The sequence below is a fragment of the Pseudomonas sp. 5P_3.1_Bac2 genome, from assembly GCF_025465995.1.
Lineage (GTDB): Bacteria > Pseudomonadota > Gammaproteobacteria > Pseudomonadales > Pseudomonadaceae > Aquipseudomonas.
In genome coordinates, this window is the sequence record NZ_JANLNY010000006.1 from 243,523 (window position 1) to 266,078 (window position 22,556).

The following is a 22,556-nucleotide window of genomic DNA, read 5'->3' on the forward strand; positions in this document are numbered from 1 at the left end:
GAATTATCATGCAGCTACAGCCCGGCCTTTACCGCCATTACAAAGGTCCTGAATATCGCGTCTTTGGCGTTGTTCAGCACTCAGAGACCGAACAGCATCTGGTGATGTATCAAGCCCTGTATGGTGAGTTCGGCCTGTGGGTGAGACCGCTGGAGATGTTCTGCGCAAGTGTCGAAGTGGATGGCGAGAAGGTGCCGCGCTTTGCTCTGGTAGAGGCCGAAACCTCATTGTTTACTCGCTCATAGGCTAAAACTAGAGCTTAACTGCGCTTGACCTCGGCCAGACCACCACTATATATAGCGGTGCCGCGCTAGTAGGCAGAAAGACGTCTCGCGCATTTATTTACCGAATTTCAGGAATTTTCCAATCCATGGGCAAATCGCTGGTCATTGTGGAATCCCCGGCCAAGGCCAAGACCATCAACAAGTACTTGGGTAGCGAGTACGTGGTCAAGTCGAGCATCGGCCACATCCGTGACCTCCCCACCAGTGGCTCGGCGAGCGCCAGCAAAGAGCCAGCTAAGCGCGGTAAAGCTGCCGCCGAAGCGCCCGCGTTGTCGCCCAAGGAAAAGGCCAAACGTCAATTGTTTGCCCGTATGGGGGTCGATCCGGAGCATGGTTGGAAGGCCAAGTACGAAATCCTCCCAGGCAAAGAGAAGGTCGTCGAAGAGCTACGTCGCCTCGCCAAAGATGCTGACACCATCTATCTCGCAACCGACTTGGACCGCGAAGGGGAGGCCATTGCGTGGCACCTGCGCGAAGCCATCGGTGGCGATGACAGCCGCTACAAGCGCGTGGTGTTCAACGAGATCACCAAGAAGGCTATCCAGGAGGCGTTCTCTGCCCCGGGTCAGCTGGATATCGATCGGGTCAATGCCCAGCAAGCGCGACGCTTCCTTGATCGCGTGGTGGGCTACATGGTCTCGCCACTGCTGTGGGCGAAGATTGCCCGTGGCCTGTCGGCTGGCCGCGTGCAGTCGGTCGCGGTGAAACTGGTGGTCGAACGCGAGAAAGAAATCCGCGCGTTCAACCCGGAAGAGTACTGGGAAGTTCACGCTGACCTGGGCACTGCCAAGGGCGCCAATGTGCGCTTTGAAGTGGCGCGGGAAAACGGCGCGGCGTTCAAACCGCTCAATGAAGCCCAAGCCAATGCTGCGCTGGCTACGCTTAAGGCGTCGAGCTTCAGCGTCAGCAAGCGTGAAGACAAGCCCACCAGCAGCAAGCCTTCTGCGCCATTTATTACTTCCACCTTGCAGCAGGCGGCCAGTAACCGTCTGGGCTTCGGGGTGAAGAAAACCATGATGATGGCCCAGCGTCTGTATGAGGCCGGTTACATCACCTATATGCGTACCGATTCGACCAACCTCTCGGTAGACGCGATCAACATGGTGCGCGGCTTTATCGACAGCGAATTTGGTGACAAATACCTGCCGGATAAGCCCAACGTCTACAGCAGCAAAGAAGGCGCGCAAGAGGCGCACGAAGCGATTCGTCCCTCTGATGTGAATCTCAAGCCGACTCAGTTGAGTGGCATGGAGCGTGACGCTGAGCGCCTGTACGAGCTGATCTGGCGGCAATTCGTAGCTTGTCAGATGCTGCCGGCGCAATACCTGTCGACCACTGTGACAGTCGCCGCGGCACAATTTGAGCTGCGCGCCAAAGGCCGCATTCTTAAGTTCGATGGTTACACCCGCGTGCTGCCACAACTGAGCAAGCCAGGCGACGACGATGTGCTGCCAGAAATGGCGCAAAACGAAGCGCTTAAGCTGATCAAGCTCGACCCTAGCCAACACTTCACCAAGCCGCCGGCGCGTTACTCCGAAGCCAGCTTGGTTAAAGAAATGGAAAAGCGTGGGATTGGCCGGCCGTCCACCTATGCGGCGATCATTGGCACCATTCAGGATCGTGGTTACGTGGCGCTGCATAACCGCCGCTTCTACTCCGAGAAGATGGGCGACATCGTTACCGAGCGCCTCGGCGAAAGCTTCGCCAACCTGATGGACTACGGCTTCACCGCTGGCATGGAAGAGCGTCTGGATGACGTGGCCCATGGTGGCCGCGAGTGGAAGAACCTGCTCGATGAGTTTTATGGCGACTTCAAGAAGAAGCTAGAACTCGCTGAGTCCAGCGATAGCGGTATGCGCGCTAACCAGCCAACGCTGACCAATATCCCGTGCCGCGTATGCGGCCGGCCGATGACCATTCGTACCGCCTCGACGGGCGTGTTCTTGGGTTGCTCCGGTTACGCTTTGCCGCCGAAAGAACGCTGCAAGTCGACCATCAACTTGGTGCCGGGCGATGAGATCGCTGCGGACGACGAGGGTGAGTCGGAGTCGCGGGTACTGTTGGGCAAGCGCCGCTGCCCGATCTGTGCCACTGCCATGGATGCCTACTTGCTTGATGAAAGCCACAAGCTGCATATCTGCGGCAATAATCCGGACTGCGCCGGTTATGAAGTGGAAGAGGGCCAGTACCGCATCAAAGGCTATGAAGGTCCAAGCCTTGAGTGCGATAAGTGCGGCAGCCAGATGCAGCTCAAGACCGGCCGCTTCGGCAAGTTCTTCGGTTGCACCAACGAGTCCTGCAAAAATACCCGCAAACTGCTGAAGAGCGGTGAAGCGGCGCCGCCGAAAATGGACCCGGTGAAGATGCCGGAGCTCAAGTGCGAGAAGGTCAACGACACCTATATCTTGCGCGACGGGGCTTCGGGCTTGTTCCTGGCTGCCAGTCAGTTCCCGAAAAATCGGGAAACACGGGCGCCACTGGTGCTGGAATTGATCCCCCATCGCGATGAGATCGATCCTAAGTACCACTTCCTCTGCGATGCTCCGGCTAAAGATACTCAAGGCCGTCCGGCGGTAGTGCGTTACAGCCGTAAGACTAAGGAGCAGTATGTGCAGACCGAAGTCGACGGCAAGCCAACGGGTTGGCGTGCGTTCTTCGACGGCAGCAAGTGGAAGGTCGAAGACAAGAGTTAAGCAAGCGCTGGGGGTAGCGGTGCTGCCCCCATTACACGTCGATCCGTTGAGGAGCTTTCTTCGTGGCTAATGAGTTGTACACCCGCACCAATCAGAAAATCTTCTACGCCGGCCTGGCGCTGGAGTCGTGGCGTCAGGCTGAGCAGGTACAGAGCATGAACTCCCTGGCGCTGATTCAGGCTGAGCGCGAGGCGGCGCTGTTTCATCTGTATGGCGCCTTGCTGGGCTTGTGTCATGAGATCGCCGGCTACTACCGCTTGGCCAATAGTGCCGCACCGCAGGCTGAGAGCTTTCTCTGCGAGGCTGTGTTGGCGCAGGCGCCAAGTCAGGAGCTAGGTGAGCTGGTGGAACTCAGTCAGAGCGCAGAGAGTTGGCTGGCGCAATTGCTTAAGGCCTACAACCAATTGTTTCAGCCGCCTCGCGCGGTTGAACAGGCCCAGGCTGATCCGGGCCTGATCTCGGCGCTTAGCCTGGATCAGCCACAGCCCCTCGGCCATGAAGCTTTGGAGCAGTGGCGCCAACACCTTAAAGCCTTAGCTCAGCGCTTTCGGCAAACCTTAAGCGAGTGGTAAGAGTTGCTCTAGCTTGAGTGCTGCGCGCAGCGCTCGGCTTTAGCTTATTGCCATTGGCGTAGCTCAAACCCCTGCAGAAAATCCATTCGACCCTAGGGTCAGCCGAACTCGGCTGGTACACTAGCCGCCTTTCGTGGAGAACTAACACTATGCCTACATCCTTCCTGGAAATTGTCGAGCTGCCTGATGGGCGAATTGCTCTGCGCCGTGCAGAGGATGAAGAATCACTGGTGGTGTTGGATTTTTCCGCTGATGCCAAAGCCTTTTTGCAAGGTCAGCATGTTGAGGTGGCTAAGGCCATGCTCAATGTCGGCGTGCAGATGGCTGGCCGGTTAGCCGAGAACAACTTCGAAGAAGAAGAGGGGCCGCGGGTTCTGCACTGACGGCAGCTCGTGGCACTGAAGGTTCGCTTTATATCCCAGCGATCCGCTGCAAATAAGCATTTGCAGCACTGCTGATCGCGCTCAGTGAGTGGCTTTGCGCCGCTCTCACTCGCTCAAGATGACAAACACTTAGCCTGCCGCCTCGTTTAGCCGAGACTGATATTTAGGCTTTGCGCTTGGCCTTGTGCGGCTGCACGCTCCAATTGTTGCCGCGCTTGGCGTTCCAGCGGATGCAGCCAGCTCACTACTGTGTGGCTGCGGCCTAGTTTGAGTGCTTCTTGGGCCAACTGTAGGGCGCTTTGTTCGCCACGCGGATGCAGCAGCAAAATACGTTCGCGGTTGAGTCCGGCATCGCGCAACCAAGCCTGGGTCAGGCTCGCCGGTGGGGCGATCAGGGTTAGCCAGCGTTCATCGTGCTTATCGCTCAGCTCGCGCAGAATCGGTGCCAGTAGGGTCAGGCAATTGCCAGTAGCGCCACGCAGGGACAGCTCGCTGAATGCTTCAATCCGCTCATCCAGCCAAGGCTTGTCTGTGCTCAGCAGCGGGTTGGCTGTGGCTGCTAAAAAGCCGTCGAACAGGGGCAGTTGGTTATGCTTCATTGCTTGCGGGAACTGCATAGATCCTCCACTAGCAGGCGGTTGTCAGCGACCTGCGCTATCAAAACTGGGTTAATAATGCCGCCGCCGGGCGCTGCCATCCTATTGAGCGGCGCTGCTGGGCTCTGATCCTTATCTTGTGGCTCTAGCCGTTGTACTGGTCTTAGCTGCCTAGCGGCGAATCACGCCGACGCTTAAGCCTTCAATCACCAGGTTTTGCTCTTCTAGGTTGACTTCAATCGGTGCGAATTCTGGGTTCTCGGCCAGCAACCAGACTTTGTTGCCTTCACGCTTAAAGCGTTTGACTGTCACTTCGTCGTCAATCCGCGCTACCACGACTTGGCCGTTACGGGCCTCACGGGTGGTGTGCACGGCGAGCAGGTCGCCGTCGAAAATGCCGATATCTTTCATGCTCATGCCGCGCACCCGCAGCAGGTAATCTGCGCGTGGGTGGAAGAAGGCCGGGTTGATGCGGCACGACTCTTCAATATGTTGCTGGGCCAGAATGGGTGAGCCCGCAGCCACGCGGCCGATCACGGGCAGGCCTTCTTCTTCCGTGGTGTTAGGTTCAAAGCCAGGGATACGGATGCCGCGTGAGGCGCCGGGGGTCATCTCAATGGCGCCTTTACGGGCCAGTGCCTTGAGGTGCTCTTCGGCAGCATTGGGCGATTTAAAGCCCAGGGCTAACGCAATTTCCGCGCGGGTCGGCGGATAGCCATTGTCGTCAAGGCACTGCTTGATGAAGTCGAGAATTTCAGCTTGGCGCGGCGTTAGCTTGATCATGATGGGCTCTGTTTTTTTGTACAGTGACTGGAATTATATACAGTGATTTGCGCTTGGCAATGCTTTAAATGCTTATTGCCCTGTCGGCGTAGGTAAATGTCTGCGCAGCTGCTTGTATCCTTAGCTTGTCTGTTGGCGTCTAAGATTTCTCTTATCTTTTATCGCTCTGTGCGTGGCTGATCGGTCATAAGATGGTCTGCTCGGCTTGACAAGCTGCGCGCCTGAAACGTATGTTTCAAACAAGTGTTTGGCAAATGAACAGAGTCATGGCCCAGTCGGAAACCGTTGAACGCATTCTTGATGCGGCAGAGCAGCTTTTTGCGGAGAAAGGTTTCGCAGAAACTTCGCTGCGCCTGATCACCAGTAAGGCCGGGGTTAACCTGGCGGCGGTGAATTATCACTTCGGCTCGAAAAAGGCTCTGATTCAGGCGGTGTTCTCGCGCTTTCTCGGGCCGTTTTGCCAGAGCCTGGAGCGTGAGCTGGATCGTCGCCAAGCCAAGCCTGAATCTAAAGCCAGCCTAGAAGAGCTGCTGGAGCTGCTGGTCGAGCAAGCCTTGGCCGTTAAACCACGCAGCGGCAATGATCTGTCGATCTTTATGCGCCTGTTGGGCCTGGCCTTCAGCCAAAGCCAGGGGCACCTGCGCAAGTACCTGGAAGAGGTGTACGGCAAAGTGTTCCGCCGCTACATGCTCTTGGTTCATGAAGCTGCGCCGCGTATCCCGCCGCTGGAGCTGTTCTGGCGGGTGCACTTTATGCTCGGCGCTGCGGCGTTCAGCATGTCTGGGATCAAGGCACTGCGCGCCATGGCCGAAACCGACTTTGGGGTGAACACCTCGATTGAGCAGGTGATGCGCTTGATGGTGCCGTTCCTCGCCGCAGGCATGCGCTCTGACAGCGCTTTGCTGGATGAAAGCCTTGCCAATGCCCAGCTAAAACCGCGGATTAAGACGTCGTCGGTGGTGGCAAAAGTTTAGTCAGGCGGGTGCGCTTAGCCGAGTGCATCGGCTAAGCTAGGCGCCCATGGCTACCCTCGATTTACTTCATATCTCCATTGCTGATCAGCGCCTTTATGGCTTTGCTGATGCTCAGCTGCAGCTCAGTCTGCCCGTATCGACCGCGCTGAATGGCCCCGGTGAGCTGAATGGCTCCGGCTGTACGCCGCGTGGCCTGCATCAGGTGCGGGCCAAGATTGGTGGTGAGTTACCCATGGGCGCGGTGCTGCGCGGTCGGCGCTGGACCGGTGAGATCCTCACGCCTGAGTTGCAAGCACAATTCCCTGAGCGCGATTGGATTTTAAGCCGCATCCTCTGGCTCAGTGGCTGTGAGTTGGGGCGTAATCGCATGGGTCAGGTGGATACCTTCCGTCGTTACATCTACCTGCATGGCACGCCGGACAGCGAACCCATGGGCGTGCCGCTGTCCCATGGTTGCATTCGCTTGCGTAACGACGATCTGATTTATCTGTTTGCCCACACGCCGTTGCACTGCAAGGTGCAAATTGACGAGGCTGCCTGCCCGCAGTGGGCCCGGTTAGCGCTTAATTAAGGACATCTTTTGACTACAGGCATGCAAGGTTCATTGATGCTGGATATCGCCGGCACTTGGCTCACCGCTGAGGATCGGCAGATTTTGCGGCAGCCTGAGGTGGCCGGGTTGATTCTGTTCGCCCGCAATATCGAAGATCCGCGCCAGGTGCGGGAGCTGTGCACGGCCATTCGCGCCGTACGCCCCGATATGCTGTTGGCCGTGGATCAAGAGGGCGGGCGCGTGCAGCGTCTGCGCCAAGGCTTCGTGCGTCTGCCGGCTATGGGTGCCATAGCCGAGAAAGACAACGCTGAGCATTTAGCCGAGCAGTGCGGTTGGGTCATGGCTACCGAGGTACTGGCGGTGGGCCTGGACCTCAGTTTTGCCCCGGTGCTGGATTTGGATTATCAGCGCAGCACGGTGATCGGCGCGCGCTCGTTTTCCGGCGACCCGCAGGTGGTGATTAAGCTGGCTGGTGCTTTTATCCGTGGGATGAACGCGGCGGGGATGGCGGCCACTGGCAAACACTTCCCCGGCCACGGTTGGCCGATTGCCGACTCGCATATCGCTATTCCTGTGGATGAGCGCAGCTTGGAGCAAATCCGCGCCGCCGATCTGCAACCCTTTGTGCAGTTGCGCAAGCAACTGGCGGCCGTGATGCCGGCCCATGTCATCTACCCGCAGGTGGATGAGCAGCCGGCCGGTTTCTCCAAGCGCTGGCTGCAAGAGATTCTGCGTGGTGAGTTGGGCTTTGACGGGGTGATCTTCAGTGATGACCTGTCCATGGCCGGTGCCCATGTGGTCGGTGATGCTGCCAACCGGATTGAGGCGGCGTTGAGCGCGGGCTGTGATATGGGCTTGGTCTGTAACGACCGTGCCGCGGCCGAGCTGGCCTTAAGTGCCGTGCAGCGGCTCAAGGTCAGCGTGCCGCAAGGTTTGGCACGCATGCGCCGGCAGGCCTTGCCAAGCTTCGATTACAAGCAAGATCCACGCTGGTTGCAGGCCTTGGGTGAGCTGCGCGCTGCGCAGTTGATCGACTGATTAGCGTTTGCTTAAGCAAAAAAATGGCCGCAGTCAGCGGCCATTTTTTATGGGCGGTATTTAGCGCCTTATTGCGCGCTCACCTTCACCAGCAGGCCGGTGTTGCCGTTGTCGACGAAGGTCAGCTCACCCACGTTCACGCGGCTGGTTTGCTTGATGCGTTCGCTGTCGCTGAGGCTGCCGGTGCTGTCGAACTGGTTGATCCAGATGTCGCTGTCCAGTTCGATTTGCTTGCCTTGTTTCAGGCCCAGGGTGCCTTCCACGGGGTAGTGGCCGAACTGCTGGTTGCCCGTGCTGATGGCCACTACATCGGGTGTGCCGCCGACGCTTTGGGTCCAGGCTTGGTGCAGCAGCACTTGGTAGCCTTTGCCGGGGCTGAGTTTGCTGGCTTCGTTATTCAGTGCCAGGGGCCGGCTGTTGCTGGCATCCACTGGCCGCGCCAGTTGCGCCCAGTCATCCGGAGCCACCTGGCCGGCGGAGAGCACATCGGCGGATTGGCGGAAGACGATAACCTCGACCTGATACAGGCCGTCAGCTAAAGCGGCGCCGCTGGCACACAGGCACAACAGCATAAGGGTCAGGGTGCGAAATGCGCGCATGGGTCGGTCCTTTAAGTGGCGGGAGTCAGGCGCTCGAACAGCGCTTCTAGGTGGTTAAAACGTTCTTCCGGGCGCTCCATCGGCACCTGGAATTTAAACAGGGTTGCGCCTTCGAATTTATAGCGATTCGGTGCGCTCTGGATCATTTTGATCAGTGTCAGCGGCTCCACACGGGTATCGGCGGCAAATTCGATGCGACCGCCTTGGGGGCCCGCATCGACTTTCTTGATCCCTAGCTGCTCGGCCTTAAGCTTGAGCAGGGTCAGACGCACCAAGTTTTTGCTCGCGTCGGGGAGCAAGCCAAAGCGGTCGATCATTTCCACTTGCAGTTCTTTCAAGCCATCTTCATCGGCAGCGTTGGCGATACGCTTATAGAGGATCAGGCGGGCGTGCACATCGGGCAAGTAGTCCTCAGGGATCAAGGCCGGTACGCGCAGGTTGATCTCCGGGCCGCCGCCGAGCGGTTGCTCCAGATTCGGTTGCTCGCCCTTGCGGATCGATTTGACCGCGCGCTCAAGCATTTCCATATAGAGGGTAAAGCCGACGGCTTGGATCTGGCCGCTTTGGCCATCGCCGAGCAGCTCGCCAGCGCCGCGGATTTCCAAGTCGTGGGTGGCCAGAGTAAAGCCGGCGCCCAGGTCTTGCGCGCCGGCGATGGCTTCCAGGCGCTTCTGCGCGTCGTCGGTCATGGCCTTGCGTGCAGGCGTGAGCAGGTAGCAGTAAGCCTGGTGGTGACTACGGCCAACGCGGCCGCGCAGTTGGTGCAACTGGGCCAGGCCGAATTTGTCCGCACGCTCGATGATGATGGTGTTGGCGCTGGGTACGTCGATGCCGGTCTCGATAATGGTCGAGGCCACCAGCACGTTAAAGCGCTTGTGGTAGAAGTCGCCCATTACCTGTTCCAGCTCACGCTCGCGCATCTGCCCGTGGCCGATACCGATCCGCGCCTCGGGCACCAGCTCGGCCAGGTCGGCAGCGCATTTCTCGATGGTCTTCACATCGTTGTGCAGGTAGTACACCTGGCCGCCGCGCAGCAGTTCGCGCAGCAGCGCCTCTTTGATGACGTTGTTGTGCTCCTCCATGACGAAGGTGCGCACCGACAGACGCCGCGCTGGTGGGGTGGCGATGATCGACAGATCGCGCATGCCAGCCACGGCCATATTCAGGGTGCGCGGAATTGGCGTAGCGGTGAGGGTGAGGATGTCCACCTCGCTGCGCAGAGCCTTGAGCTGCTCCTTCTGGCGCACGCCAAAGCGGTGTTCTTCGTCGATGATGACCAAGCCCAGATTGCTGAATTTGACGTCGTCTTGCAGCAGCTTATGGGTACCGATAACGATATCGACCTTGCCCTCGGCCAGGTCCTGCATGGCGGCGCTGACTTCCTTGTTGCTCTTGAAGCGGCTCATTACCTCGACCTTGACCGGCCAATCGGCAAAGCGGTCGCGGAAGCTGTTGTAGTGCTGCTGCGCCAGCAGGGTCGTGGGCACCAGCACGGCGACTTGGCGGCCGCCGTGCACGGCAATAAAGGCCGCGCGCATGGCCACTTCGGTTTTACCGAAGCCGACGTCGCCGCAGACTAGGCGGTCCATGGGCTTGGGCGCCAACATATCGGCATGCACCGCTTCGATGGCGGACTGCTGGTCGGGGGTTTCCTCAAACGGGAAGCCGGCGCTAAAGGTGGCGTAGTCAGCTTTCGGGTCGCTGAATGCATAGCCTTCGCGAGCGGCGCGGCGGGCGTAGATATCCAGCAGCTCGGCGGCCACGTCACGGACTTGCTCAGCGGCTTTGCGCTTGGCTTTTTGCCAGGTTTCCGAGCCCAGTTTGTGCAGCGGGGCGAGGGCGTCATCACTGCCGCTGTAGCGGGCGATCAAATGCAGGCTGGAGACCGGTACATACAGCTTGGCTTCGTCGGCGTATTGCAGGGTGAGAAATTCAGCGGCCTGGCCGTCAAATTCCATGGTCACCAGGCCCAGGTAGCGGCCGACACCGTGGTCGATATGCACGACTGGCGAGCCTTCACGCAGCTCGGTGAGGTTTTTGATGACGTTGTCGCCGCCGTCACGGGACTTCTCCCGACGCCTGCGCTGCATCACGCGTTGGCCAAACAACGGGCTTTCCGCGACTAAGGCCAGGTCTTCCAGCAACAGGCCTTCATCCAGCGGGGCGATGCAGATGCCTAGGCGCTCTTTGCTGTTGGTAAAGGCCGGCCAGTCTTCAAATTCTTTGGGCTTGAGTTTCAGGCGCGCCAGCAACTCCAGCAGCACTTCACGGCGCCCGGCGGACTCGGCGCAGAACAGCACGCGTCCGGGGTATTCCTCAATAAAGCGGCGCAGCGCGGCCAGCGGCTCGTTGGCTTTGGCTTGGATGGCCAAGTCCGGCAACCCTTGGGCGTTGAAGCGGGTCTGGCCAACGCCGGTGGCAATGTCGTCCTGGCTGACCACCACACGCGGCCAGCTTTTCAGGCGGGCGAAGCAGTCTTCCACTGGCAGGAAGATGTCGGCGGGCGGCAGCAGCGGCCGTTCAGGGTCGACGCGCCGCTCGTCGTAGCGGTTACGCGCATCGCTCCAGAATTGCTCGGCAGCCTTCTCGATGCCGGGCAGGGAAAACACCTGGGTGTCGCCGGGCAAGTAGTCGAAGAGGGTGGCGGTTTCTTCAAAGAACAGCGGCAGGTAGTACTCGATCCCGGCCGGAGTAATGCCGGTACTTAGGTCCTGATAGATCGGGCAGCGGCGGAAATCGACGTCAAAGCGTTCGCGAAAGCGCCCGCGAAAGTCGGTGACGGCCTTCTTCTCCAGCGGAAACTCGCGGGCTGGCAGCAGCTTGATCGACTCGACTTTGTCCACCGAGCGCTGGTTTTCCGGGTCAAAGGTGCGCAGGGTTTCGATTTCGTCATCAAACAAATCGATACGAAAGGGCGTACGACTGCCCATCGGAAATAAATCGATCAGCGCGCCACGCACGGCAAACTCGCCATGTTCGTACACCGTATCGACGCAGCGATAACCGGCGGCTTCTAGATTGCCGCGCATCTGGTTCACGTCAATCTGCTGGCCGACCTGCAGCACCAGGCTGCTGCCGAGCAAGAAGCGTTTGGGCGGTAGGCGGTGCAGGGCCGTGGAGATCGGCACCACTAGCACGCCGTGCTTGAGCTCCGGCAGACGGTACAGCGCAGAAATGCGCTGGGAAATGATGTCTTGGTGCGGCGAGAACAGGTCGTAGGGCAGGGTTTCCCAGTCAGGGAAGTGCAGCACCGGCAGGTCCGGGGCAAAAAAACTCAGCTCCTGTTCCAGGCGCTCAGCACTTTGGCTGTCGGCGGTGAGCAGTAGGGTAAAACGCTTGGCACTGCTGGCGGCCTCGGCAATTGCTAGGCTCAGTGCAGCTCCGGGAAGGTTGCCCCAATGTTGTTTGCCGGCGCTTGCAGGCAGGGACGGTAGACGCAGTACGGACACAGGCGGCTCACGGTCGTGGAACGAAGCGGCGATTGTAGCGGGGCTGAGTGGTTGGTGTCAGTTACGACAGCTGTGGATTGCCGCGTTACGATTGCGCCGTCATAATGTAGCCCCTTTTTTTCGTCCCTACATGTGGAAGGTATAGCCCGTGACTCAGAAGCCCGACCAGTGTCTCGGTGAGTGGATTGATCGTGAAGCACTCGCAGAAGCGATGATTCCGCTGATTGGCCAGCTCTACCGTAACAACAACGTGGTTACCTCGATCTACGGCCGTGGTTTGATCAACCGTTCGGTGATCGACATTCTTAAGGCCCACCGCTTTGCTCGTCACCGCTTAGCGGACGACAGTGAGCTGTCGGTACACGATACCTTCCCAGTGCTGAAAGCCATGAGCGAGCTGAAACTCGGCGCTGCTTCGGTTGACCTGGGCAAAATGGCCAGCAAGTTCAAAACCCAGGGCAATGGCCGCAGCATTGAGCAGTTCGTTAAAGAAGAAATGGCGGAAGTCGCTGGCAAGCAAAGCAGCTCTGCCCGTGCCGGCACCGACGTGGTTCTGTACGGCTTTGGCCGTATCGGCCGCCTGTTGGCGCGCATCCTGATTGAAAAAACCGGTGGCGGCGACGGTCTGCGTCTGCGCGCTATCGTCGTGCGCAAAGGCGCCAGCAATGATCTGGTGAAACGCGCCAGCCTGCTGCGTCGTGACTCGGTACACGGCAAGTTCAATGGCACCATCACCATTGATGAAGAGAACAGCACCCTGACGGCCAACGGCAACCTGATCCAAGTGATCTACGCCAAAGACCCGAAAGAAGTGGATTACACCCAGTACGGTATCAGCAACGCGCTGCTGGTGGACAACACCGGTGTATGGCGTGATGCCGAGGGTCTGGGGCAACACCTGGCTTGCCCAGGCGTCGACCGTGTAGTGCTGACAGCCCCAGGCAAAGGCGCGCTGAAGAACATCGTGCACGGCATCAACCACGGCGAAATCACCCCGGAAGATAAGATCATCTCCGCGGCTTCCTGCACCACCAACGCCATCGTGCCGGTGCTTAAAGCCGTCAACGATCAGTACGGCATCGTCAACGGCCACGTGGAGACTGTGCACTCCTACACCAACGACCAGAACCTGATCGACAACTTCCACAAAGGCGACCGCCGTGGCCGCAGCGCGCCGCTGAACATGGTGATCACCGAAACTGGCGCCGCGACTGCTGCTGCTAAAGCGCTGCCAGTGCTGAAAGGCAAGCTGACCGGTAACGCGATTCGCGTACCTACGCCGAACGTGTCGATGGCTATCCTCAACCTCAACCTTGAGAAAGCCACCAATCGTGAAGAGATCAACGAGTACCTGCGCCAGATGGCCATGCACTCCGATCTGCAGAAGCAAATCGACTTCGTGCAGTCGCAAGAAGTGGTGAGCACTGACTTCGTTGGCTCGCGCCACGCCGGTGTGGTGGACGCTGAAGCGACCATCTGCAACGACAACCGTGTAGTGCTGTACGTGTGGTACGACAACGAATTTGGCTACAGCTGCCAAGTTGTCCGTGTGATGGAAGAAATGGCCGGGGTCAACCCACCAGCCTTCCCGCAGTAAGCGCGAAGTCGCACGAAAAAACGGGAGCTTAGGCTCCCGTTTTTTTTTGGCTTGAGTGCAGGGTTTTATCCGGTGCAATGGCATTCGGGCAGGGCTTTTTTGGCCCTGCTGTCGCCTACTTATAGATAAACGCCGTGCATTGACTGGCCAGTCAGTGAGGGTGGGCTCTATAATCGAACGGATTTTCTGCGCGGCTAATTTTATGGGCATGGATACTCCATGTTCTCTTGTGGCGCACCCATTGAAGTGCCGCGAGTGACTGGCGCTCTTTAAAAAATGCTTAATAAATCAGTGGTTAGACAAACCTATGATAAAAATTAAACATGGGCTCGACTTGCCCATAACCGGCGCGCCGGTGCAGCGAATCGAAGCCGCCAGGCCGGTACGCAGCGTCGCCGTCATAGGCTACGACTATCACGGCATGAAGCCGACCATGGACGTTCAGGTCGGTGATCGAGTCAAAGTGGGGCAACCACTGTTTAGCGATAAAAAGTCCCCAGGCGTGCTGTACACCGCGCCGGCGGCTGGCGTGATCAGTGCCATTCATCGCGGCGAAAAGCGCGTACTGCAATCGGTGGTGATCGATGTGGACGGTGATGAACAGGTCGGTTTCACCGCCGTGCCTGAGCATCAGCTGGACACTTTGGCCAACCACAATGTGCGTGAGCTACTGCAGCAGTCCGGCCTGTGGACTGCGCTGCGCACGCGGCCGTTTAGCCAAGTGCCGGCTGCCGATAGCCAAGCCCGTTCGATTTTTGTCACTGCCATTGATACCCACCCGCTGGCCGCTGATCCGGCGGTGGTGATCGCGCAGTACGCCACTGATTTTGCGCATGGATTAACCGTGCTGAGCAAGCTGGCGCCAATTTTCCTCTGCAAAGCCGAGGGCGTGTCGCTGCCGGGCGAGCAACTGGCTAACGTGCGCACGGAAAGTTTCAGCGGTCCGCACCCGGCCGGTTTAGCCGGTACCCATATCCACTTCCTCGATCCGGTCAGTGCCAGCAAGACGGTGTGGAGCATCAACTATCAAGACGTCATCGCCGTTGGCAAGCTGTTCACCAGCGGCCAGCTGTGGGTCGAGCGTATCGTCGCCTTAGGTGGACCGGTGGTCAGCCAGCCGCGTTTGCTGCGCACACGTCTGGGCGCCAACCTGCATGAGTTGACGGCAGGCGAACTCAACCCAGGCAACAATCGCATCGTTTCCGGCTCTTTGCTCGGCGGCCGTACGGCCCATGGCCCGTTGGCCTATCTGGGGCGTTATCACTTGCAGGTGTCGTGCCTGGCTGAAGGCAATCAGCGCGAGCTGTTGCACTACCTGCGCGCTGGGGTGAACAAGCATTCGGTGCTGAATATCTTTGTCTCCAAGTTACAGGCGGCTAAACGCTTTGCCTTCTCTACCAGCACCAATGGCAGCCCGCGGGCGATGGTGCCGGTGGGCAACTATGAGGCGGTGATGCCGCTGGATATTTTGCCAACGCAATTGCTGCGTTACTTGATCGTCGGCGACAGCGAGATGGCACAAAAGCTCGGCTGCTTGGAGCTGGACGAAGAAGATCTGGCGCTGTGCAGTTATGTCTGTGCGGGTAAGTATGAATATGGCCCGATCCTGCGCGATAACCTCGCGCGTATCGAGAAGGAGGGTTAAGCCATGGGTATCCGTGCATTTCTCGACAAGATCGAGCACAACTTTGAAAAGGGCGGTAAGTACGAAAAATGGTTCGCGCTGTATGAGGCGTTCGACACCTTTTTCTATCGCCCAGCCAGCGTGACCAAAACCACCGCCCACGTGCGCGACGGCATCGACCTCAAGCGCATGATGATTACCGTGTGGCTGTGCACCTTCCCGGCCATGTTCTTCGGCATGTGGAACGCCGGCTACCAGGCTAACCTGATCTTCGCCAACAGCCCGGATTTGCTGGCCAGCCAAGGCGGCTGGCGCTTCGGTTTGATCAGCTCGCTGGCCGGTTTCGACCCCAACAGTTTGTGGGATAACTTTATCCAGGGCGCGGCCTATCTGGTTCCGGTGTATGCGGTGACCTTTATCGTCGGCGGCTTCTGGGAAGTGCTGTTTGCCATGGTGCGCAAGCATGAGGTCAACGAAGGTTTCTTCGTCACCTCGGTGCTGTTCACCCTGATTCTGCCGCCGAGCATTCCGCTGTGGCAGGTGGCGTTGGGCATTAGCTTTGGCGTGGTGATTGGCAAGGAAGTGTTTGGCGGCACCGGCAAGAACTTCTTAAACCCAGCACTGGCCGGTCGCGCGTTTTTGTTCTTTGCCTACCCGGCACAAATGTCCGGGGATGCGGTATGGACGACGGTGGACGGTTTTGCCGGCGCCACTTCGCTGAGTCTGGCCGCTTCTGGCGGTATCGAAAATGTGGTCACCCACGGGGTCAGCTGGATGGACGCCTTTATCGGCTTTATGCCGGGCTCCCTCGGTGAAACCAGCACCCTGGCCATTCTGCTGGGTGGCGCGGTGCTGCTGATCACTAAGATCGCCTCGTGGCGCATCGTCGCCGGGGTGATGCTGGGCATGATCGGTTTGAGCGCGCTGTTCAACTGGATCGGTTCGACCACCAACCCGTTGTTTGCCATGCCGTGGTATTGGCATTTAGTGCTGGGCGGCTTTGCCTTCGGCATGATCTTTATGGCCACTGATCCGGTGTCGGCGGCCATGACCAACACCGGTAAGTGGCTGTTCGGCATCCTGATCGGGGTGATGGTGGTGTTGATCCGGGTGGTCAACCCTGCCTTCCCTGAAGGCATGATGCTGGCCATTCTGCTGGCGAACCTATTTGCCCCGCTGATCGACCACTTTGTCGTGCAGGCCAATATCAAGCGGAGGCTGGCGCGCAATGTCTAATCAAAAAGAATCCACCAGCCGTACGCTGATTACTGCGCTGCTGGTGTGTCTGGTTTGCTCGGTGTTTGTCGCAGGCGCGGCGGTGGCGCTCAAGCCCACGCAGCTGGAAAACCGTTTGCTGGATAAGCAGCGCAGCATCTTGGCCATCGCCGGTCTGGGTAATCCGGCGATGTCCGGCGCCGAGGTTAAGACGCTCTTTGCCCAGCGTATCAGCGCCCGTGTGGTGGATCTGGACAGCGGCACTTTTAGCGACGCCAAAGATCCACTGACCTACGATGCCCTGGTGGCGGCGAAAGATCCGCAACAGTCCAAGGCGTTGACTGCCCGCGATGACATCGCCTCGATCAAGCGTCGTGAGCGCTTCACCACGGTGTATCTGGTGGAGCAGGACGGTCAGTTGCAAACCCTGATTCTGCCAGTGCGCGGTTATGGTTTGTGGTCGACCTTGCACGGCTTTATGGCGCTTAAAGGTGACCTCAACACCATCGCCGGTTTTGGCTTCTATCAGCACGCTGAAACCCCAGGGCTGGGCGGCGAAGTGGATAACCCGAAATGGAAGAATCTGTGGCCGGGCAAAACCCTGTTCGATCCACAAGGGCAGCTGGCCATACAGATCATCAAGGGCAGCGTCGATGCTCAAGGCGCCCAAGCTGAACATCAGGTTGATGGCCTGGCCGGTGCGACCTTGACCAGCAACGGGGTGAATAACCTGCTGCACTTCTGGCTGGGTAAAAATGGCTTTGCTCAGTTCCTGGCCAATCTGCACAAAGGGGAGGCGTGAACATGGCGCAGCCAACGTTTAAAGAGGTTCTGCTGAACCCGATTATTCAGAACAACCCCATCGGCTTGCAGATCCTCGGCATCTGTTCGGCCTTGGCGGTCACGTCTAACCTGAAAACCGCCTTGGTCATGTCGATTGCCCTGACCTTGGTCACGGGCTTTTCCAACCTGTTTATCTCGATGATCCGCACCCAGATCCCCAGCTCCATCCGCATGATCGTGCAGATGGTGATCATTGCCTCGTTGGTGATCGTGGTCGATCAAGTGCTTAAAGCCTATGCCTTTAGCTTGGCCAAGCAGCTGTCGGTATTCGTCGGTTTGATCATCACCAACTGCATTGTCATGGGGCGCGCCGAGGCCTTTGCCATGCAGAATCCGCCGCTGCTGTCGTTCTGCGACGGTATCGGTAACGGCCTGGGCTACAGCGCCATGCTGATTGTACTGGGGGTGATTCGCGAGCTGTTCGGCGCCGGCAAACTGCTGGGCTACGAGATCATTCCGGTGGTCAACGATGGCGGCTGGTATCAGCCCAATGGCTTGCTGTTGCTGCCGCCTTCGGCGTTCTTTTTGATCGGTTTGCTGATCTGGGCACTACGCTCGTGGAAGCGGGAACAAATGGAGGCGCCGAGCTACAAAATCGCGCCTCAGGTATCCGATAAGGAGGCCTACTGATGGAGCATTATCTAAGCCTCCTAGCTAAAGCGGTGTTCGTTGAGAACATGGCCTTGGCCTTCTTCCTCGGCATGTGCACCTTTATCGCCATCTCGAAAAAAGTCGAAACCGCCATCGGTTTGGGTGTAGCGGTGATCGTGGTGCAGGTCATCACGGTGCCGGCCAACAACCTGATCTACACCTATTTGCTCAAGGACGGCGCCCTGGCGTGGGCCGGTCTGCCGGATGTGGACTTAAGCTTCCTCGGCCTGCTGAGCTATATCGGCGTGATCGCGGCCATCGTGCAAATCCTCGAGATGCTCTTGGATAAGTATGTGCCGAGTCTGTACAACGCCTTAGGCGTGTTCCTGCCGCTGATTACTGTGAACTGCGCGATCATGGCCGGTTCCTTGTTTATGGTGGAGCGCGACTACAACCTGGCGGAAAGTACCGTCTATGGCTTCGGTTCGGGACTCTCCTGGGCGCTGGCCATTGCGGCGCTGGCGGGGATTCGCGAGAAGCTCAAATACAGCGATGTGCCGGCCGGCTTGCAGGGCCTGGGCATCACCTTTATCACCATCGGCTTAATGTCTCTGGGCTTTATGTCCTTCTCCGGCGTGCAGTTGTAAGGACGGTAACTCGATGATCATTAACGAGATTCTTATCGCTATCGGGATGTTCACGGCCATCGTCTTAGGGCTGGTGCTGATCATTCTGGCGGCGCGGGCCAAGTTGGTTTCCAGCGGTGATGTAAGCATTGCCATCAACGGCGAGCGCACCATCACCGTGCCGGCCGGTGGCAAGCTGTTGCAGACGTTGGCCGCTAACAACATCTTCCTCTCCTCGGCCTGTGGTGGTGGCGGCACCTGTGCCCAGTGCCGCTGCGTGGTGCAAAGTGGCGGCGGGGAAATGCTGCCCACCGAGGAAGCGGCCTTTACCCGGCGTGAAGCCAAAGCCGGCTGGCGCCTGTCGTGCCAGACCCCGGTGAAGCAGGACATGCACATCGAAGTGCCGGAAGAAGTGTTCGGCGTGAAGAAGTGGGAGTGCACGGTTGAGTCCAACCCTAACGTCGCCACCTTCATCAAGGAGCTGACCCTGCGCCTGCCTGAAGGGGAGAGCGTCGACTTCCGCGCCGGCGGCTATGTGCAACTGGAGTGCCCGCCACATGAGGTGCACTACAAGGACTTCGATATCCAAGAAGAATATCGTGGCGACTGGGACAAGTTTAACCAGTGGAAGTATGTGTCCAAGGTGGATGAGACGGTGATCCGCGCGTACTCCATGGCCAACTACCCGGATGAAGTCGGTCTGGTTAAGTTCAACATCCGCATCGCTTCGCCGCCACCCGGTAAAGATCATTTACCGCCGGGGCAAATGTCGTCTTGGGTATTTAACTTGAAGCCTGGTGACAAGGTCACGGTGTATGGCCCGTTCGGTGAGTTCTTCGCCAAGGACACTGACTCCGAGATGGTCTTTATCGGCGGCGGTGCTGGGATGGCGCCAATGCGCTCGCATATTTTTGATCAGCTCAAGCGCCTGAAGAGCAAGCGCAAAATCAGTTTCTGGTACGGCGCGCGCTCCATGCGTGAGGCTTTCTACACCGAAGAGTACGATCAGTTGCAGGCGGAGAATCCCAACTTTCAGTGGCACTTGGCGCTGTCGGACCCGCAGCCGGAAGATAACTGGACGGGCCTCAAGGGCTTTATCCATAACGTGCTCTACGAGAACTACCTCAAGGACCATCCGGCCCCTGAGGATTGCGAGTTCTACATGTGCGGTCCGCCCATGATGAACGCCGCAGTGATTAAGATGCTGGTCGATTTGGGTGTAGAGGAGGACAATATCCTCCTCGACGATTTCGGCGGTTAAGCATGATCCACCTGTTTGTACGGCCCGTTATTGTTGTCAGCTTGCTGGCAGCCTTAACGGGCTGCTGGTTTTCTGAGCGCATTGAAGAGTTTGGCGGGCCCACCATGGGCAGCACTTACTCGATCAAATATGTGCACACCAGCAACAGTCCCAGCCTTGAGCAGCTCAAGGAGGAAACCCAAGCCATCCTGGCTGAGGTCGATGAGCAAATGTCGACCTATCGCAATGATTCGCTGATCGAACAGTTTAATCAGGCACCGGCCGGTACCTGCCAAACAATGCCGGCAGCAGTGCTAGAGTTGCTACAGCTAGGTCGTGAGCTGCATGAGCAAAGCCAGGGTGCCTTCGACCTGACCTTGGAGCCGTTGCTGGATTTGTGGGGGTTTGGCCCCAAAGCTCAGGCAGAACAGGTTCCAAGTCCTGCCCAGGTGGCGGCAGCCCGCGCCCGTACCGGCATGCAATATCTGCGTAGCGAAGGTCAGCAGCTGTGCAAAGATGCTGACGTACAGTTGGATTTCAACAGTATTGCTGCGGGTTACACCGTGGACCGTATCACGCAACGTCTCGAGCAATTAGCTGTCACTAGCTATCTTGTGGAAGTCACCGGCGAATTAAAAGCCAGCGGCCTTAAGCCCGACGGGCAGCCGTGGCGCATTGGTATCGAAGCCCCCCAAAGCGGTGAGCGCGTAGCGCAACGAGTGTTAGCGCTGAACGGTTACGGCGTATCGACCTCCGGCGACTATCGTAATTATTTTGAAGAAGGTGGGCGGCGTTACTCGCACACTCTGGACCCAACCACAGGCGCACCGATCGAGCATAAGCTGGCGGCGGTGACCGTGGTTGATCGATCCACCCTGCGTGCCGATGGCCTGTCGACCTTGCTCATGGTCTTGGGCGAGGAGCGTGGTTGGCAGTTCGCCCAGCAGCATGGCATCGCGGCCTTTTTTGTCAGCCGCGCGGATGACGCTTTCGTCACCCGGGGTACTAAAGCGTTTGAGCAGTTATTCGCAGAAGGAAAACAGCAATGACCTTCGTCGTAGTGTTTGTGGTGATGGTGTTGGTGGTGGGCATGATGGCCATTGGCGTGATCATGGGCCGTAAGCCTATTGCTGGCTCCTGTGGCGGCATCGCCAATCTGGGAATTGAAAAAGAATGCTCTATTTGCGGCGGAAGCCGTGAGAAGTGCGAAGAGATCAATAATGATCCGCAAAACAAAGCGGGCGTAATGGCGTTTGACGCTACCAAGCGTTAGTCGCTGTGCAGAGGTCTTGGGACTGAGCTGTACGAACATTTTGATTGATAGCCGAGCTGCGTAGCGCAGTAATGGCCTGCCGTCAGCGTTACACGCGCAACGGTATGATCTGAGGAGTAAACATGGCGGTCTACAACTACGATGTAGTGGTGCTGGGCTCTGGCCCTGCTGGTGAAGGTGCAGCAATGAACGCTGCCAAGGCCGGTCAGAAAGTGGCGGTGGTCGATAGCCGCCGCGAAGTGGGCGGCAACTGCACCCACTTGGGCACCATCCCGTCCAAAGCGCTGCGCCACTCGGTGCGGCAGATTATGCAATTCAACAACAACCCAATGTTCCGCCAGATCGGCGAGCCGCGTTGGTTCTCGTTCCCGGACGTGCTCAAGAGCGCTGAGCGGGTGATCGCCAAGCAGGTGACTTCGCGCACGGGCTACTACGCGCGTAACCGTATCGACGTGTTCTACGGCACTGGCAGCTTCGCTGATGAGCGCACCATCGAAGTGGTGTGCCCGAACGGCGCGGTGGAAAAACTGGTGGCCAAGCAGGTCATCGTCGCCACTGGCTCGCGTCCTTATCGCCCGCTGGATGTCGACTTCAACCACCCACGCGTTTATGACAGCGACACCATCCTGCACCTGAGCCACACCCCGCGCCGTCTGATCATTTACGGAGCCGGTGTGATTGGTTGCGAATACGCGTCGATCTTCAGTGGCCTGGGCGTATTGGTTGACCTGATCGATAACCGCGATCAACTGCTGAGCTTCCTCGACGCGGAAATCTCCGACGCCCTGAGCTACCACCTGCGCACCAACAACGTGCTGATTCGTCACAACGAAGAGTACGAGCGCATCGAAGGCGTGGAAAACGGCGTAGTGCTGCACCTCAAGTCCGGCAAGAAAATCAAAGCCGACGCCTTGCTCTGGTGTAACGGCCGCACCGGTAACACCGACCAGCTGGGGCTGGAAAATATCGGCCTGAAAGCCAACGGTCGTGGTCAGATCGAAGTGGATCAGAGCTACCGCACCGCGTTGGCAAACATCTACGCCGCCGGTGACGTCATCGGTTGGCCAAGCCTGGCCAGCGCTGCTTACGACCAAGGTCGTTCGGCCTCCAGCAACCTTATCGAAGGCGGCAACATTCGCTTTGTCGATGACGTGCCAACCGGTATCTACACCATTCCGGAAATCAGCTCGGTGGGTAAAAACGAGCGTGAGCTGACCCAGGCCAAGGTTCCTTACGAAGTGGGTAAAGCCTTCTTCAAAGGGATGGCGCGGGCGCAGATCTCCAACGAGCCAGTGGGCATGCTGAAGATTCTGTTCCACCGCGAAACCCTGCAGATCCTCGGCGTGCATTGCTTCGGCTACCAGGCTTCGGAGATCGTGCATATCGGTCAGGCGATCATGAACCAAGAAGGTGAGGCCAATACCCTCAACTACTTCGTTAATACCACCTTCAACTATCCAACCATGGCAGAAGCCTACCGTGTGGCGGCGTTCGATGGCCTTAACCGGCTTTTTTGAGCGGCTCCGGCCGGTGGCCTGAGCCGGTCGGGGAGGACCCGCTCAGTGACTCCCGCGACTGGCGTTGGCCCAATCGCGAAAGTTTCTGAACAGGCTTGCTATAAAA

The 22,556-nt window shown here is 58.3% G+C and carries 21 protein-coding genes; 17 read left to right on the top strand and 4 right to left on the bottom strand.

All coding sequences use genetic code 11. The features are described from left to right. Positions 1-8: 8 nt before the first annotated feature. The 4 genes from NTD81_RS05500 to NTD81_RS05515 all read left to right on the top strand — a co-directional run bounded on the left by NTD81_RS05500 (position 9) and on the right by NTD81_RS05515 (position 3,932). A complete protein-coding gene (locus NTD81_RS05500) occupies positions 9-245 on the top strand; it encodes a DUF1653 domain-containing protein (RefSeq protein WP_262180311.1) in 237 nt (78 codons plus the stop codon). 125 nt (positions 246-370) lie between these two features. After that, complete coding sequence (topA, locus tag NTD81_RS05505) at positions 371-2,977, top strand: type I DNA topoisomerase (protein WP_262180314.1); 2,607 nt, start codon at positions 371-373, stop codon at positions 2,975-2,977. Between the two features lie 62 nt (positions 2,978-3,039). Further along, positions 3,040-3,549, top strand: a complete 510-nt coding sequence (locus tag NTD81_RS05510; RefSeq protein WP_262180316.1) for a DUF6586 family protein — start codon at positions 3,040-3,042, stop codon at positions 3,547-3,549. A 149-nt stretch (positions 3,550-3,698) separates the two neighbouring features. Continuing rightward, on the top strand, positions 3,699-3,932 hold the full coding sequence (locus tag NTD81_RS05515) for a hypothetical protein (protein WP_262180319.1): 234 nt from the start codon (positions 3,699-3,701) through the stop codon (positions 3,930-3,932). 146 nt (positions 3,933-4,078) lie between these two features. Here the strand turns inward: NTD81_RS05515 and sulA are convergent, their stop codons facing one another. Together sulA and lexA are read right to left on the bottom strand one after the other, a co-directional pair. Further along, positions 4,079-4,549 (bottom strand): SOS-induced cell division inhibitor SulA, encoded by a 471-nt coding sequence (gene sulA, locus NTD81_RS05520; RefSeq protein ID WP_262180321.1) that lies wholly within the window; start codon positions 4,547-4,549, stop codon positions 4,079-4,081. A gap of 150 nt (positions 4,550-4,699) precedes the next feature. Further along, positions 4,700-5,311, bottom strand: a complete 612-nt coding sequence (gene lexA, locus NTD81_RS05525) for a transcriptional repressor LexA (protein ID WP_262180324.1) — start codon at positions 5,309-5,311, stop codon at positions 4,700-4,702. A 266-nt stretch (positions 5,312-5,577) separates the two neighbouring features. On the opposite strand from lexA, the gene NTD81_RS05530 reads away from it, so the two are divergent. Genes NTD81_RS05530 through nagZ form a run of 3 tightly spaced genes read left to right on the top strand, consistent with a single transcriptional unit; the run spans position 5,578 to position 7,876 of the window. Beyond that, entirely contained in the window at positions 5,578-6,285 is a 708-nt protein-coding gene (locus NTD81_RS05530) for a TetR/AcrR family transcriptional regulator (RefSeq protein WP_262180326.1), read from the top strand. Between the two features lie 46 nt (positions 6,286-6,331). Further along, the gene (locus NTD81_RS05535) at positions 6,332-6,856 is read left to right on the top strand and encodes a L,D-transpeptidase (protein ID WP_262180328.1); all 525 of its coding nucleotides are present in this window, start codon (positions 6,332-6,334) and stop codon (positions 6,854-6,856) included. Between the two features lie 21 nt (positions 6,857-6,877). Next, positions 6,878-7,876: a beta-N-acetylhexosaminidase gene (gene nagZ, locus NTD81_RS05540; RefSeq protein ID WP_262180330.1), complete on the top strand. Its 999-nt coding sequence runs from the start codon at positions 6,878-6,880 to the stop codon at positions 7,874-7,876. Positions 7,877-7,944: 68 nt separating this feature from the next. Here nagZ and NTD81_RS05545 read toward each other — a convergent pair whose 3' ends face one another. Next, entirely contained in the window at positions 7,945-8,475 is a 531-nt protein-coding gene (locus tag NTD81_RS05545; protein ID WP_262180333.1) for a peptidoglycan binding protein CsiV, read from the bottom strand. A gap of 11 nt (positions 8,476-8,486) precedes the next feature. After that, a complete protein-coding gene (mfd, locus tag NTD81_RS05550) occupies positions 8,487-11,924 on the bottom strand; it encodes a transcription-repair coupling factor (protein ID WP_262180335.1) in 3,438 nt (1,145 codons plus the stop codon). 148 nt (positions 11,925-12,072) lie between these two features. On the opposite strand from mfd, the gene NTD81_RS05555 reads away from it, so the two are divergent. The 10 genes from NTD81_RS05555 (at position 12,073) to sthA (ending at position 22,450) form a co-directional block, all read left to right on the top strand. Further along, on the top strand, positions 12,073-13,521 hold the full coding sequence (locus NTD81_RS05555) for a glyceraldehyde-3-phosphate dehydrogenase (protein ID WP_262180337.1): 1,449 nt from the start codon (positions 12,073-12,075) through the stop codon (positions 13,519-13,521). Positions 13,522-13,828: 307 nt separating this feature from the next. After that, positions 13,829-15,166, top strand: a complete 1,338-nt coding sequence (locus NTD81_RS05560) for a Na(+)-translocating NADH-quinone reductase subunit A (protein WP_262180339.1) — start codon at positions 13,829-13,831, stop codon at positions 15,164-15,166. 3 nt (positions 15,167-15,169) lie between these two features. Beyond that, positions 15,170-16,381, top strand: a complete 1,212-nt coding sequence (locus NTD81_RS05565; protein ID WP_262180341.1) for an NADH:ubiquinone reductase (Na(+)-transporting) subunit B — start codon at positions 15,170-15,172, stop codon at positions 16,379-16,381. Then, positions 16,374-17,162 (top strand): Na(+)-translocating NADH-quinone reductase subunit C, encoded by a 789-nt coding sequence (locus tag NTD81_RS05570; RefSeq protein ID WP_262180343.1) that lies wholly within the window; start codon positions 16,374-16,376, stop codon positions 17,160-17,162. Before NTD81_RS05565 ends, NTD81_RS05570 begins: the two co-directional genes overlap by 8 nt. Continuing rightward, positions 17,159-17,833: an NADH:ubiquinone reductase (Na(+)-transporting) subunit D gene (locus tag NTD81_RS05575; RefSeq protein WP_262180345.1), complete on the top strand. Its 675-nt coding sequence runs from the start codon at positions 17,159-17,161 to the stop codon at positions 17,831-17,833. The genes NTD81_RS05570 and NTD81_RS05575 overlap by 4 nt, the downstream gene beginning before the upstream one ends. Then, positions 17,833-18,441 (top strand): NADH:ubiquinone reductase (Na(+)-transporting) subunit E, encoded by a 609-nt coding sequence (gene nqrE, locus NTD81_RS05580; RefSeq protein ID WP_262180347.1) that lies wholly within the window; start codon positions 17,833-17,835, stop codon positions 18,439-18,441. The genes NTD81_RS05575 and nqrE overlap by 1 nt, the downstream gene beginning before the upstream one ends. A 13-nt stretch (positions 18,442-18,454) precedes the next feature. After that, the gene (gene nqrF / locus NTD81_RS05585; protein ID WP_262180349.1) at positions 18,455-19,681 is read left to right on the top strand and encodes an NADH:ubiquinone reductase (Na(+)-transporting) subunit F; all 1,227 of its coding nucleotides are present in this window, start codon (positions 18,455-18,457) and stop codon (positions 19,679-19,681) included. Between the two features lie 2 nt (positions 19,682-19,683). Further along, positions 19,684-20,709, top strand: coding sequence for an FAD:protein FMN transferase (locus NTD81_RS05590; protein ID WP_262180351.1), 1,026 nt, complete (start codon positions 19,684-19,686; stop codon positions 20,707-20,709). Continuing rightward, positions 20,706-20,933, top strand: a complete 228-nt coding sequence (nqrM, locus tag NTD81_RS05595) for a (Na+)-NQR maturation NqrM (protein ID WP_262180353.1) — start codon at positions 20,706-20,708, stop codon at positions 20,931-20,933. Before NTD81_RS05590 ends, nqrM begins: the two co-directional genes overlap by 4 nt. 122 nt (positions 20,934-21,055) lie before the next feature. Beyond that, the gene (gene sthA / locus NTD81_RS05600) at positions 21,056-22,450 is read left to right on the top strand and encodes a Si-specific NAD(P)(+) transhydrogenase (RefSeq protein ID WP_262180355.1); all 1,395 of its coding nucleotides are present in this window, start codon (positions 21,056-21,058) and stop codon (positions 22,448-22,450) included. The last annotated feature ends 106 nt before the right edge of the window (positions 22,451-22,556 follow it).

What these genes read in the sequence shown, in the direction of transcription:
- topA (WP_262180314.1), top strand. Translation starts at nt 371, where the DNA reads ATGGGCAAATCGCTGGTCATTGTGGAATCCCCGGCCAAGGCCAAGACC.
- lexA (WP_262180324.1), bottom strand. Translation starts at nt 5,311, where the DNA reads ATGATCAAGCTAACGCCGCGCCAAGCTGAAATTCTCGACTTCATCAAG.
- NTD81_RS05565 (WP_262180341.1), top strand. Translation starts at nt 15,170, where the DNA reads ATGGGTATCCGTGCATTTCTCGACAAGATCGAGCACAACTTTGAAAAG.
- NTD81_RS05515 (WP_262180319.1), top strand. Translation starts at nt 3,699, where the DNA reads ATGCCTACATCCTTCCTGGAAATTGTCGAGCTGCCTGATGGGCGAATT.
- NTD81_RS05535 (WP_262180328.1), top strand. Translation starts at nt 6,332, where the DNA reads ATGGCTACCCTCGATTTACTTCATATCTCCATTGCTGATCAGCGCCTT.
- nqrE (WP_262180347.1), top strand. Translation starts at nt 17,833, where the DNA reads ATGGAGCATTATCTAAGCCTCCTAGCTAAAGCGGTGTTCGTTGAGAAC.
- NTD81_RS05530 (WP_262180326.1), top strand. Translation starts at nt 5,578, where the DNA reads ATGGCCCAGTCGGAAACCGTTGAACGCATTCTTGATGCGGCAGAGCAG.
- NTD81_RS05500 (WP_262180311.1), top strand. Translation starts at nt 9, where the DNA reads ATGCAGCTACAGCCCGGCCTTTACCGCCATTACAAAGGTCCTGAATAT.
- nqrF (WP_262180349.1), top strand. Translation starts at nt 18,455, where the DNA reads ATGATCATTAACGAGATTCTTATCGCTATCGGGATGTTCACGGCCATC.
- NTD81_RS05545 (WP_262180333.1), bottom strand. Translation starts at nt 8,475, where the DNA reads ATGCGCGCATTTCGCACCCTGACCCTTATGCTGTTGTGCCTGTGTGCC.
- NTD81_RS05570 (WP_262180343.1), top strand. Translation starts at nt 16,374, where the DNA reads ATGTCTAATCAAAAAGAATCCACCAGCCGTACGCTGATTACTGCGCTG.
- NTD81_RS05590 (WP_262180351.1), top strand. Translation starts at nt 19,684, where the DNA reads ATGATCCACCTGTTTGTACGGCCCGTTATTGTTGTCAGCTTGCTGGCA.
- sthA (WP_262180355.1), top strand. Translation starts at nt 21,056, where the DNA reads ATGGCGGTCTACAACTACGATGTAGTGGTGCTGGGCTCTGGCCCTGCT.
- NTD81_RS05560 (WP_262180339.1), top strand. Translation starts at nt 13,829, where the DNA reads ATGATAAAAATTAAACATGGGCTCGACTTGCCCATAACCGGCGCGCCG.
- nagZ (WP_262180330.1), top strand. Translation starts at nt 6,878, where the DNA reads ATGCAAGGTTCATTGATGCTGGATATCGCCGGCACTTGGCTCACCGCT.
- nqrM (WP_262180353.1), top strand. Translation starts at nt 20,706, where the DNA reads ATGACCTTCGTCGTAGTGTTTGTGGTGATGGTGTTGGTGGTGGGCATG.
- sulA (WP_262180321.1), bottom strand. Translation starts at nt 4,549, where the DNA reads ATGCAGTTCCCGCAAGCAATGAAGCATAACCAACTGCCCCTGTTCGAC.